Source organism: Kocuria sp. JC486, from assembly GCF_011602805.1.
Classification (GTDB): Bacteria; Actinomycetota; Actinomycetes; order Actinomycetales; family Micrococcaceae; genus Kocuria; species Kocuria soli.
Genome location: NZ_JAAOZS010000004.1, coordinates 180,467 through 192,820, shown reverse-complemented (window position 1 = coordinate 192,820; position 12,354 = coordinate 180,467). Strand labels below are relative to the sequence as shown.

Below are 12,354 nucleotides of genomic sequence, written 5' to 3'. Positions count from 1 at the left end.
GGGTCGACCCGTGGGCCGACCCACCGTGGTCAGTCGTCGGGCTGTGCCTGGGCGGAGTACGCGGCCACGGAGGCGGCGACGGACACGTCCGGTTCCTCTTCCGGTTCCTCGTACTGCCGCAGGACCACCACGGACTTGGCCTTGAGCGTGAAGGAGGTGGAGTGGTCCAGCACGGATCCGTCGCCGTGTTCACCGGCGGTGTCCAGCAGTTCTTCCCACTTGGCCCCGTAGGTCTCGGCGGGCACCGTGATCTCGACGTCCTCCGGGGACGAGTTGAACCAGACGATGAAGTCCACGTCCGTGATCGGACGGCCACGCCGGTCGACCCCCGCGATGCCGTGACCGTTGAGCCACATGCCAAGGGTCCTGGCCAGAGGCTCGTCCCAGTCCGACGGCGCCATCGGGGTGCCGTCCTTGTCCAGCCACACGATGTCCGGCATGGGGTCACCCTCGCCGAGCTCGCCCATCTCCACCGGGCGCCCGTCGAAGAACTGTCCGCGGCGGAACGTCGGGTGGTCGCGGCGCAGGTGGATCAGCGCGGAGGTGAACTCCATGAGCGGGGTGTCCGCGTTCTCCCAGTTGATCCAGGAGATCTCGTTGTCCTGCGCGTAGGTGTTGTTGTTGCCGCCCTGGGTGCGTCCCAGTTCGTCACCGTGCAACAGCATGGGTGTGCCCTGGGAGAGCATGAGCGTCGCGATGAAGTTGCGCTGCTGGCGCGCACGCCAAGCCAGCACCTCGGGATCGTCCGTGGCACCTTCGACGCCGCAGTTCCAGGATCGGTTGTGGGACTCGCCGTCGTTGCCGTCCTCACCGTTGGCGTCGTTGTGCTTCTCGTTGTAGGAGACCAGGTCCCGCAGCGTGAAACCGTCGTGTGCTGTGACGAAGTTGATGGACGCGTACGGGCGGCGGCCGCTGTTCTCGTAGAGGTCCGCCGAACCGGTGATCCGGGACGCGAACTCCCCCAGAGTGGAGGGCTCACCGCGCCAGAAGTCACGCAAGACGTCGCGGTACTTGCCGTTCCACTCCGTCCACTGGGCAGGGAAGTTACCCACCTGGTAGCCACCGGGGCCCACGTCCCACGGCTCGGCGATCAGCTTGACCTGGGAGACGATCGGGTCTTGCTGGACCAGTTCGAAGAACGTGGAGAGCTTGTCGACATCGTAGAACTCACGCGCCAGGGTGGAGGCCAGGTCGAAACGGAACCCGTCGACGTGCATCTCGGTGACCCAGTAGCGCAGGGAGTCCATGATGAGCTGCAGCGAGTGCGGGTGTCGGACGTTCAGGGAGTTCCCCGTGCCCGTGTAGTCCATGTAGTACTTGGCGTCGCCCTCGACCGTGCGGTAGTACGCCCGGTTGTCGATCCCCCGCATGGACAGGGTGGGACCCATGTGGTTGCCCTCGGCGGTGTGGTTGTAGACCACGTCCAGGATGACTTCGATCTCGGCCCGGTGCAGGGCACGGACCATCGCCTTGAACTCCTGGACCTGCCCCCCCAAGGTGCTCGATGACGCGTAGTCGTGGTGGGGGGCGAAGAAGGAGATCGTGTTGTATCCCCAGTAGTTGCGCAGCCCCTTCTCCTGGAGCGTGGAGTCCTGGACGAACTCGTGGACCGGCATGAGCTCGATGGCCGTGATGCCCAGCTTCTTGAGGTGCGAGATCACCGCGGGGTGGGCCACGCCCGCGTAGGTCCCGCGCAGGTTCTCGGGGACCTCGGGGTGTTGTTCGGTGAGGCCCTTGACGTGGGCTTCGTAGATCACCGACTTGTGGTACTGCTTCTTGGGTGGCCGATCCCCTTCCCAGTCGAAGTAGGGGTTGATCACCACGCCCTTCATCATCAGCTCGGCCGAGTCGTCCTGGTTGAAGGAGTCCTCGTCACCGAAGTTGTAGGAGAACAGGGGCTGGCCCCACTCACGGACAAAGCCGTCCACGGCCTTCGCGTAGGGGTCCAGGAGGAGCTTGGCGGGGTTGCAGCGGTTTCCGTTGGCGGGGTCCCATGGGCCGTGAACCCGGTAGCCGTAGCGCTGCCCGGGCTGGACCTCCGGCAGGAAGCAGTGCCAGACGTAGCCGTCCACGGCGGTCAGTTCGATGCGGGTCTCGTTGTCCTCATCGTCGAACAGGCACAGTTCGACCCTGTCGGCAACCTCGCTGAAGAGCGCAAAGTTGGTTCCGGTCCCGTCGTACGTCGCCCCGAGGGGGTACGGGTTCCCTGGCCACACTTCGGTCACGTGTTGGTTCTCCTGTCATCGGGAAAGCTGATCGAGAAAGGCACTGCTCGCCTGGCGGCAGGCAGCAATCAATTCGAGCTTACTCGTAGCGCGCCCCCACGCCGGAAGTAAGCATCCTGAATTATGCCGAGGGAATAGTCACGTTCGCGGTCAGGGCACGGCGGATCCGCTCCGGTGTGCTCGCGCCCGGGCCGTCGCCGTCGATCCATGACGCACGGGCCTGGAGGGTCGCGGCCAAGGCCACGACCAAGGCCCAGCGGCCCTCGCCCTTGAACCTTTCCCGGAGAGCATTGCGGGCCGTTTCGGCCAGCGGCGCGTCGGCGAGCCAGCGGCGAACCCGGCGGTCGAAGGCCTCGGGTCGGCCCGCCACGTTGGCCAGCACAGCGCCCATGATTCCGGCCAGGCAATCCCCGGAACCGGCCGCGGCCAGCCACGGGCTGCTGTTGCCAACGGTCAGAATCGTCTCCGCCCTCGGGCCGGCCACGACCGTCACGGCCCCTTTGAGCAGGACCGTTGCACCGGTGGCATCAGCCGCAACCTTGGCCCAGCGGCCCGGTGCGTCCTCGACCTCGCAACGTTCAGGTACCTCCGCGGCCAGCCCCCAGGCTTGGCACCAGGTGAGCAGGTCGACCAGCTCCCCCGCGTGCGGGGTGAGCACCTGGTGCGCACTGAGACGGGCGTCCCCCAGGTGCTGCCCGACGGCCGCAATCGCCCCGGCGTCCAGAACCGACGGTTCGGGCGCGGTCAGGATCTGCTCGAGGCGTCGACGCTGTTCGTCGTCGACGGCGCCCGGGCCGGCAACCCACGACTGGACGTGGACCCCGTCCGGTGAGTCCGCGCTCGAGACCACCTCGGGGGTGGTCAACGTCACCAGGGTGCGCGTGTGTTCGTCGCCCAGGTAGCGGACCATCCCGGCACCGGCCGCCACCGCGGAGCGCGTGCACAGCACCGCGGCCCCCGGGTACTCGGGGCTGCCCGCGACGACCCCCACCACTCCGCGCGTGTACTTGTGGTCCTCGGTTACGGGCCGCGGCCACAGGATATCCAGGTCCCCGTCCTCCAGCGCCACGACGGCGGGGCAGGGCAGGGAGTCTTCGATCCCGATGGTCACGAGTTCGACCTCCCCGCTCAGTCCTCGCCCCGGGGGCAGGACGTGGGCGGCCTTGGTTCCGCCGAAGGTGACCGTTCTGGCTGCGGCGAGAACCGGTCCCGGGCTCGCGCCGGTATCGGCTTCCACTCCCGAGGGAAGATCGACGGCCACGACCACGGGACCTTGTCCCCCGTCGTCGGTCGCCGCGTCCAGTTCCCGGTTCACGCGCTCGACAAGCTCCCCCGCCTGCCCGCGCAGGCCTCCGGTGGCGCCGGTGCCCAGCAGACCGTCGAGGAGCAGATCGGCCGCGAGACACCGGTCGGTCGCGGCGTCAGTACCCAGATCGGCCAGTGTTTCGACGGATCCGCCGGCAGCCCGCAACGCTTCGTGGCCCGCAGGGTGCAGGCGATCCCCGGCGGCGATCACCTGCACGGCCGCGCCGCGTCGTCGCAGTTCGGCGGCGGCCCAGAGGGCGTCACCGCCGTTGTTACCGGTCCCCGCGAGCACCACCACACGAGCACCGGTCACACGGCCACGCTCGGCACGCAGCACCCGGACGCAGGCCAAGGCCAGTCCGTGGGCGGCCCGGGCCATCAACAGGTCACCGTCACCCGCGTCCAGGAACGGGCGTTCGACGTCGCGGACGGTGGTTCCGGTCCAGGCGGGGATCATGCCGTGGGAACCGCGGAAAGTTCGTTGCCGGGGATCGCGTCGACCGGGAATCCCTCCGCGACGACGTAGGCCATGGCCATCCCGCCGTCGTGCGACATGGACAGATGCCAGCGGTCGATGCCCTGCTTGGCCGCTTCGGCCGCCACCGTTCCTTCGGTCCGCAGCACGGGCGCTCCCCACTCGGTCTTCTCCACCCAGCAGTGCTGCCAGATCATCCCCGGCGGCGCCTTGAGTGCCTTGGCGGCGGCCTCCTTGGCGGCAAAACGCGCCGCGAGCGACTGCACCGGCAGTTCACGCTCCGCCGGTACGAACAACCGTTCACGAAGACGCGGAGTTCGTTCGAGCTGACGGGCGAAACGCTCGGTGTCCACGACGTCGATTCCGGTACCAATGATCATGCGGCCAGGGTACCGCCTGAGGCAGCCACCCTGACCGCATGGGCGACGGGGTCAGTCGCAGATCACTCGACGGTCACGGACTTCGCCAGGTTTCGCGGCTGGTCGACGTCGTAACCCTTGGCCTCAGCCATGGCGCAGGCGAAGATCTGCAGCGGGACCGTGGACAGCAGGGGCTGCAGCAGCGTGGGCGACTGCGGGACACGGATGACGTGGTTGGCGTAGGCCTCCACGGCCTCGTCGCCCTCTTCGGCGATCACGATCGTCTCTGCACCGCGGGCGCGGATCTCCTGGATGTTGGAGACCACCTTGGAGTGCAGCGAGTTGCGGCCGCGCGGGGACGGGGCGATCACGAAGACCTTCTGTCCGGGTTCGATCAGGGCAATCGGCCCGTGCTTGAGCTCACCGGCGGCAAAGCCCTCCGCGTGGATGTAGGCGATCTCCTTGAGCTTGAGCGCGCCTTCGAGTGCCACGGGGAAGCCCACGTGACGGCCTAGGAACAGGACCGACTCGGTCTCGCCCATTCCGGTGCCCATGGCCTTGATCGCATCGGCGCCGTCGATCACGGTCTGGATCTTCTCCGGCATGGCCTGCAGTTCGCGCAGAACCTCACCGATCTCGTCGGCGTACATGTTGCCGCGCAGCTGGGCCAGGTACAGGCCCAGGAGGTAGGCGGCGGTGATCTGGGCCAGGAACGCCTTGGTGGAGGCGACGGCGATCTCCGGACCCGCGTGGGTGTAGAGGTTGGCGTCCGACTCACGCGGAATCGAGGACCCGTTAGTGTTGCAGATCGCGATGACCTTGGCGCCCTGTTCGCGGGCGTGCCGGATGGCCATGAGGGTGTCCATGGTCTCGCCGGACTGGGACAGCGCCACCACGAGCGTCTTTTCGTTGACGATCGGGTCGCGGTAGCGGAACTCGTGGGCCAGCTCGACCTCGGTGGGGATCCGGCACCAGTGTTCGATCGCGTAGCGGGCCACGTGTCCCGCGTAGGCGGCGGTACCGCAGGCGATGACCACAATCTTGTCGACCGAGCGCAGCAGCGACTCGTCAATGCGCAGTTCGTCGAGAGTCAGCTGCCCGGTTTCGTCCAGGCGCCCCAGGAGGGTGTCGTGGACGGCCGAGGGCTGGTCATGGATCTCCTTCTCCATGAAGGAGTTGAAGCCGCCCTTTTCCGCGGCGGCCGCGTCCCAGGTGACCTCGAACGGCTTACCCTCGACCGGGTTGCCTTCGAAATCGGTGATGGAGTAGTCCGTGGCCGTGATGGTCACGATCTGGTTGTTGTCCATCTCCACGGCGCTCTTGGTGTGCTGGATGAATCCGGAGACGTCCGAACCCAAGAAGTTCTCGTCCTTGCCCAGACCGATCACCAGCGGGGAGTTGTAGCGGGCGGCCACGATCCGGTCGGGATGGTCCGCGTGGACGGCCAGGAGCGTGAAGGCACCCTCCAACCGCTGGGTGGCCAGCTGCATGGCCTTGCTCAGGTCGCGGCCGGCGTCCTTGTTGTAGTAATCGCCGAGCAGGGTGGCTGCGACCTCGGTGTCGGTCTCGGAGACGAACGAGTAGCCCTTGGCGGCCAGCTCGTTCTTGAGTTCTGAAAAGTTCTCGATGATGCCGTTGTGCACCACGGCCAGTCGACCGTTGTCCAAGACGTGCGGGTGGGCGTTGGCGTCGGTCGGGCCGCCGTGGGTGGCCCAGCGTGTGTGTCCGATGCCCAGGGCGGCATCGGGAAGTGGGCTGACTTCGAGCTCGACGTCGAGGCTCGAGACCTTGCCTGCCTTCTTCCGGAAGTCGACCTTCCCGTCGGCGACGACGGCGACACCGGCGGAGTCGTACCCGCGGTACTCGAGGCGACGCAGCCCCTCCAGGACGTAGTCCAGGGCGAAAAGTTCACGGTCCGGCGTTTCAGGCAGACCCACATATCCAACGATTCCACACATGCGGTCAGCCTATCCCAAGCAAGTGGCGGTATCCGGGCTGACCACAGGTGTACGGACGTCACACCAGCCACGCCGCCTCCGCAGTGGATTCCCGCTGCCGAATCCACTGGTGGTTGCCGCGGCAACGTCATGCAAGCAAACAGCCCCCGGCCAGCAGGTGAAGGCCGGGGGCTGTCGCGCGTCTCAGTGACCAGTCATCGAGCCCCGAAAACCTCGTTGAGCGAGCCGAACAACGGGTGGGCCGGGTCGATCCCGGTCAGTTCCGTCACCAGGGCGTCGGTCGCGGCGCGATCGTCCTTGGCCGCGGCGAGCTTGGACTGCAATTCCTGCGCCTCGGCGTCTTCGGCGACGTCGAAACCGAGGATTGCTGCAACGGCTGAAACCAATGCGGACGCATCCATGCCGCGCTCGGCCAGCTCGGCCGCCGGGCCGATGAACCGCTCGTTGCGCGAGAGCTTGCGCAACGGAGCCCGGCCCACACGGTCCACCGTGTCCGGCAGGTGCGGGTTGGCAAATCGCGTGAGGATCTTGTCCACGTAGGCCTGCTGGACCTCGGGTTCGAAGCCGAACTTCTCGACCAGCAGGGCCTTGGTCTCCCCCAACACGGCTTCGACCTTGGCGTGCACCTCGGAGTTCTCCAGCGCATCCGAGATCTTGGAGATCCCGGCCTGGTAGCCGAAGTACGCGGTGGCCGCGTGGCCGGTGTTGACCGTGAACAACTTGCGGGTGATGTACGGAGCAAGGTCCTCGACCCAGGTGACACCCGGGATCTCGGGGACGTCGTCACCGAACGGCGTGGATTCCACGGCCCACTCGTAGTAGTTCTCCACCGTGACGTCCAGACCCTGTCCGGGCGCCTGGTTGGGGACGATGCGATCCACCGCGGTGTTGGCGAACACCGCGATCCCGTCGACCTCCGGGTAGGTCTCCCGGATGGACTCGGCCAGACCGTCGGTCGCGTTGATCGCGTTCTCGCACGCCATCACGGCCACCTTGGAACCGCCGACCTCGGCTCGCGCCTTGAGACCCTCGGCCAGGGTGGGGGCGATGATCTTGAGAACGGTCGGGCCCACCGCGGTGGTGATGACGTCGGCGGTCTTGATCTGCTCGAGCAAACCATCGGTGTCCTCGGCCGAGTTGACCCCGGAGAACCCGGTGATCTCGATGTCCCGCGGCTGCGCGCCGACCTCGTGGACCGTGTAGGTCTCCTGGGCGTTCAAGGCGTCGATGAGCGGGGCGGCGACGTCCGCGAAGACCAGCTCGTATCCCGCCTCGTTGAGCAGGACACCGACGAACCCGCGGCCGATGTTGCCTGCGCCGAAATGTAGGGCTTTCATCCGTTGACCTTTCCAAAGATCTCGAGGATCTCCTCGGGAGTCTGTGCAGCCTCCAGTTGAGCAAGGGATTCCTTCTTGGAGAAGATCTTGGCGATCTTTGCCAGGAGGCCCAGGTGCTGTCCGTCCGCACCGGCAATGCCGATCACGTACTTGACCTCCTGGCCTCCCCAGTCGACCGGACGGTCGTAGCGGATGAAGGACATGGCCGAATCGTGGATTGCGGATTTCGCCTCATTGGTCCCGTGCGGGATGGCCAGGCCGTTGCCCATGAAGGTGGAGACGGAGGACTCACGTTCGTGCATGGCCTCCACGTAGGCGCGGTCCACGGCACCGGTGTCCACCAGCAGGTTGCCCGCCTGGTCGATCGCCGCGGCGCGCGATTCTGCGCTGGCACCGAGCTTGATCGAGTCCGTGGACAGGATCTGCTTGCCGCCATCGACCGGAGCCGCGTTCGCCGACGACGGCGCCTCCTCGCGCTCGGGGGCAGCTGCGGCGGCCCCACCTGCCGAACCGGCTGCCGCGCCCGTACCCGCACCGGCAGCTGCTGCGACGGGCACGGAGGTCTCGGCGCCCTGCGCCGAACCGCCGTCGCGCTGCTCGCGGATCAGTTCCACGATTTCGTCGTAGCGCGGGGAGCCCATGAAGTTGTCCACGGCCACGTGCATGGCCGAGGGCGTCGGGGTCTCGGCGCGGTGGAGCAGATCCTCGTGGACGACCACCAGGTCGAATTCGTCCTTGAGGTTGTTGATCGCGGAGTTGACCACGGAGACGTCTGATCCGAAGCCGGCGTCCTTGATCTTGTTGCGCAGCACGGAGGCACCCATGGCGGAGGACCCCATGCCGGCGTCGCAGGCGAACACGATCTTGGAGATGGTGTTCTGGGCATCCGCCGCGCCGCCTGCCAGAGCGGAGGACACGGAGGACTTCTTGCCCTTCATGCCTTCCATCTTGGCGGTGGCCTCGGCCAGGCTGTCCTCGGTCTGCTTGGAGAGCTTGAGGATCACGGAGGCGACGGCGAATGAGACGGCAGCCGCTGCGAGGACGCCCAGGATGACGCCCACGTAGGAATCCGATGCCGTCTGGGCCAGAATTGCGATGATGGAGCCGGGGGCGGCCGGCGCACGCAGCCCGACGTGGAAGATCTGGAACACGGCGATGCCGGACATGCCACCGGCGATCGCTGCGAGGATCAGCTGCGGCTTCATGAGCACATACGGGAAGTAGATCTCGTGGATACCGCCCACGAAGTGGATGATGGCCGCGCCGGGGGCCGTGGCGCGGGCGGTCCCGCGACCGAAGACCATGTAGGCCAGCAGGATGCCCAGACCGGGGCCGGGGTTAGCTTCGAGCAGGAACAGAATCGACTTGCCCTGTTCGAGGGACTCGGCAGAACCCAGCGGAGTGATGAGGCCGTGGTTGATCGCATTGTTGAGGAACAGGACCTTGGCCGGTTCGATGATCAGAGAGGTCAAGGGCAGCAACCCGGTGTTGACCAGGAACTCCACAATGGCACCTGCCACCTGGGTGAACAGGTTCATGACCGGGGTCAACAGGAACATGGAGCCGATCGCGGCGATGGCCGCGAAGATCCCGGCCGAGAAGTTGTTGACCAGCATCTCGAAGCCCGGGCGAATCTTGCCATCCCACAGGGAGTCGAGCTTCTTCATGCACCACGCTGCCAACGGACCCATGATCATGGCCCCAAGGAACATGGGTGCGGCTGCGCCGTCCTCACCGATAAACACCGGGGATGAGGTGCCCATGATGACGCCCATCGTTGCTATGGCACCGACCACGCCGCCGCGGACGTCGTAGACGAGCTTGCCACCGGTGTAAGCGATCAGCAGCGGGAGCAGGTAGATGACCATGGCGCTGACCATGGTTGCGATCTTTTCGTTCGGGAAGAACCCGTCCGGAATGAACAGCGCGGTGATCAGGCCCCAGGCGATGAATGCCGCGATGTTCGGCATGATCATGGAGGACAGGAAGGTGCCGAACTTCTGCACGGCAACGCGCAGTCCGCCCTTCTTCTGTACCGTCCCCGCCTCGGCGGCGGAAGTGGTTGCTGTGCTCAAGACGTCCCTCTTCGGATCGTTCAGGCGCTGGGGACTTCAGGAACCACAACTGCCTCGAAAGACCTGGCTGTTCCTCGTCACCCCGGCGGACTAAGGGTGGTGATGATCGGGGAGGACGACGTCTTGGAGGGTGCCCCCCACCCCGGCACCGGCAGGTCCGAACGGCCGCTGCAGCGCGGTCGTGGACGGGCTCACCGTGGATGTGCAAGGGAATAGTCTCACGTCCCGATGCACCCGTAGCACACTCACGGCAACGAACTGCCGTGGGCGCCGCGAAACTACCAAGAGAACTCTCCAGAAGGACTGCCAGGACAACGGCAACGAACCGTGCTGTCCTACACTGTCCTGCGATGAGCACAACGCCAGGGGCACACCGCGCGTCGCCGTTCGTGGAACTGGATCGGCACACGTGGTCCCGTCTGTCGACGGAGATAGACGTCCCGCTTGCCGGAGACGAAATCGAGTCCTTGCGAGGCCTCGGCGACCACTTGGACGTCGAAGAGGTCCGCGAGGTCTATCTGCCGTTGTCCCGCTTGCTCACTCTCTACGACGCCGCTGCCACGTCCCTGAACACGTCGACCAACGAGTTCCTGGGTCAGGAGCACGCCCGTACACCGTTCGTGATCGGCATTGCGGGTTCGGTGGCGGCCGGCAAGTCGACCACGGCTCGCCTCCTGCGGGAACTCATGGCGCGGTGGCCGTCCACGCCCCGCGTGCAATTGGTGACCACGGACGGTTTCCTGCACCCCAACGCAGAGCTGGAACGCCGCGGGCTCATGCAGCGCAAGGGATTCCCGGAATCCTACGACCGCCGCGCCCTGCTGAGGTTCGTGGCAGAGATCAAATCGGGGGCCGACGAAGTGCGGGCCCCCAAGTATTCACACGTCACCTACGACATCGTCCCGGGCGAAGAGGTCGTGGTGACCCGCCCGGACGTGGTGATCGTGGAGGGCCTCAATGTCCTGGCCCCCGCCAAGATCGGCCCGGGTGACCGTGCCTCCCTGGCTTTGAGCGACTTCTTCGACGTCAGCATCTACGTCGATGCGCGCACCCAGGACATCGAGCGGTGGTACATCGAGCGGTTCCAGGCGCTCCGACAGGGTGCCTTCGCCGACCCCGCCTCCTACTTCCACCGCTATGCGAGCTTGTCGGATGAGGAGGCAGTGGCCACCGCCACCGACATCTGGAAGCGGATCAACGAACCCAATCTCCTGCAGAACGTCCGGCCCACCCGCGGTCGGGCCCAGCTGATTCTGTCCAAGGCCTCCGACCATTCCATCCGCCGCGTGCTCGTCCGCAAGAACTGAACAGGATCGTCATGCGCGCTGACACGTTTCGGGTCGTCTCGACCGCCGCTCTGGCCGGGCTCCTGCTGGTCGGATGCGGGACCGGCACCTCATCCGAATCATCGGCCCCCACGGACGCGGCCTCCACGACGACGAGCGCGGGCGCACCGGCCTCAAGCGCACCCTCCGGAGCTGCCGCGGCGGACGCGGACACCACGACGGCGGATTCGCTGGACGTCGTCGTGAACAAGCAGAACCCGCTGGACCCCGCCGACTACACGCCGGATCCCTTGGTTGCGATCGAAGGCCAGCAACTGCGAGGGGATGCCGCGGAAGCCCTGGAGACCATGCTGGAGGACATGCGCGCCGAGGACATCACAGTGTCGGTGACTTCCGCTTACCGGTCTTATGACACGCAGGTTTCGACCTATGACCATTGGGTTCAACAAAATGGTCAGGTTACTGCCGATCGCATTTCTGCACGCCCCGGATATTCGGAACACCAGACGGGGCTCGCGGTGGACCTTGCCGATGGCTCGGGATGTGACCTCCAAGTCTGTTTCAGTAAGACCCGGGCCGCCCAATGGGCTGCTGACAATGCATTTGAATACGGTTTCGTGCTGCGTTTCCCGGAGGGCAAGGAATCCATCACCGGTTATGCCTACGAACCGTGGCACTTCCGCTACATAGGGCGCGACCAGGCAGAACAGTTCCACGCCTCGGGGGCAAAAACCCTGGAGGAGTTCTACGGCACAGGGGCTGCCGCCGACTACATCTCTTGAGTCCTGAATCGTGTTCGGAATCACGGGCGTACCCTGTATAAAATCCTGGAACCCCCATCAAATCCCCGCTACCCTTTGACCCATGCTTCAGGGTTTCAAAGATTTCATCATGAAGGGCAATGTTGTCGACCTGGCCGTTGCGGTCATCATGGGCGGCGCCTTCGCACCTGTCATCACCACTCTGGTGGACTCCATCATCATGCCGTTGATCTCGGGCCTCATCGGTTTCCCGAGCTTCGACCAGTTCCTGGCCTTCCAGGTCGGCGACGGCGAGAACTACGTGCGCTTCGGCGCCTGGCTGACCGTCATCATCAACTTCCTGATCATCGCTGCGGCCCTGTACTTCGTGGTCGTCATGCCGATGAACAAGATGATCGAGGCCCGCAACAAGCGCCTCGGCATCGCCCCCGACGAGGAAGAGGTCGAACCCGACGTCGCTCTGCTGACCGAGATCCGCGACCTGCTCGCCGGCGGCGGCACCCCCAAGCCGGGCTCTGCGGCCGACAAGGATCCCAACGCCTGATCCACTTTTCACCCTCCGTTCGAAGAGGC

General features: G+C 65.8%; 9 protein-coding genes. 3 read left to right on the top strand and 6 right to left on the bottom strand.

The window, feature by feature from the left end:
* Positions 1–29: 29 nt before the first annotated feature.
* From glgX to GWK18_RS04145, 6 genes are all read right to left on the bottom strand, one after another.
* Entirely contained in the window at positions 30–2,225 is a 2,196-nt protein-coding gene (glgX, locus tag GWK18_RS04170; RefSeq protein WP_166833350.1) for a glycogen debranching protein GlgX, read from the bottom strand.
* Between the two features lie 121 nt (positions 2,226–2,346).
* Positions 2,347–3,987 (bottom strand): bifunctional ADP-dependent NAD(P)H-hydrate dehydratase/NAD(P)H-hydrate epimerase, encoded by a 1,641-nt coding sequence (locus GWK18_RS04165; RefSeq protein ID WP_123824937.1) that lies wholly within the window; start codon positions 3,985–3,987, stop codon positions 2,347–2,349.
* Positions 3,984–4,385 carry a holo-ACP synthase gene (locus GWK18_RS04160; protein WP_166833348.1) on the bottom strand — a complete coding sequence of 134 codons (402 nt, stop codon included), beginning with the start codon at positions 4,383–4,385 and terminating at the stop codon, positions 3,984–3,986. Before GWK18_RS04160 ends, GWK18_RS04165 begins: the two co-directional genes overlap by 4 nt.
* A 62-nt stretch (positions 4,386–4,447) precedes the next feature.
* Positions 4,448–6,322 carry a glutamine--fructose-6-phosphate transaminase (isomerizing) gene (gene glmS, locus GWK18_RS04155; protein ID WP_123824935.1) on the bottom strand — a complete coding sequence of 625 codons (1,875 nt, stop codon included), beginning with the start codon at positions 6,320–6,322 and terminating at the stop codon, positions 4,448–4,450.
* Positions 6,323–6,516: 194 nt separating this feature from the next.
* On the bottom strand, positions 6,517–7,659 hold the full coding sequence (locus tag GWK18_RS04150) for a mannitol-1-phosphate 5-dehydrogenase (protein WP_123824934.1): 1,143 nt from the start codon (positions 7,657–7,659) through the stop codon (positions 6,517–6,519).
* Positions 7,656–9,734, bottom strand: a complete 2,079-nt coding sequence (locus tag GWK18_RS04145) for a PTS mannitol transporter subunit IICBA (protein WP_123824933.1) — start codon at positions 9,732–9,734, stop codon at positions 7,656–7,658. The genes GWK18_RS04150 and GWK18_RS04145 overlap by 4 nt, the downstream gene beginning before the upstream one ends.
* 350 nt (positions 9,735–10,084) lie before the next feature.
* On the opposite strand from GWK18_RS04145, the gene coaA reads away from it, so the two are divergent.
* The 3 genes from coaA (at position 10,085) to mscL (ending at position 12,325) form a co-directional block, all read left to right on the top strand.
* On the top strand, positions 10,085–11,041 hold the full coding sequence (coaA, locus tag GWK18_RS04140) for a type I pantothenate kinase (RefSeq protein ID WP_166833346.1): 957 nt from the start codon (positions 10,085–10,087) through the stop codon (positions 11,039–11,041).
* A gap of 11 nt (positions 11,042–11,052) precedes the next feature.
* A complete protein-coding gene (locus tag GWK18_RS04135; protein ID WP_123824931.1) occupies positions 11,053–11,802 on the top strand; it encodes a M15 family metallopeptidase in 750 nt (249 codons plus the stop codon).
* Positions 11,803–11,884: 82 nt separating this feature from the next.
* Complete coding sequence (gene mscL, locus GWK18_RS04130; RefSeq protein WP_123824930.1) at positions 11,885–12,325, top strand: large conductance mechanosensitive channel protein MscL; 441 nt, start codon at positions 11,885–11,887, stop codon at positions 12,323–12,325.
* The last annotated feature ends 29 nt before the right edge of the window (positions 12,326–12,354 follow it).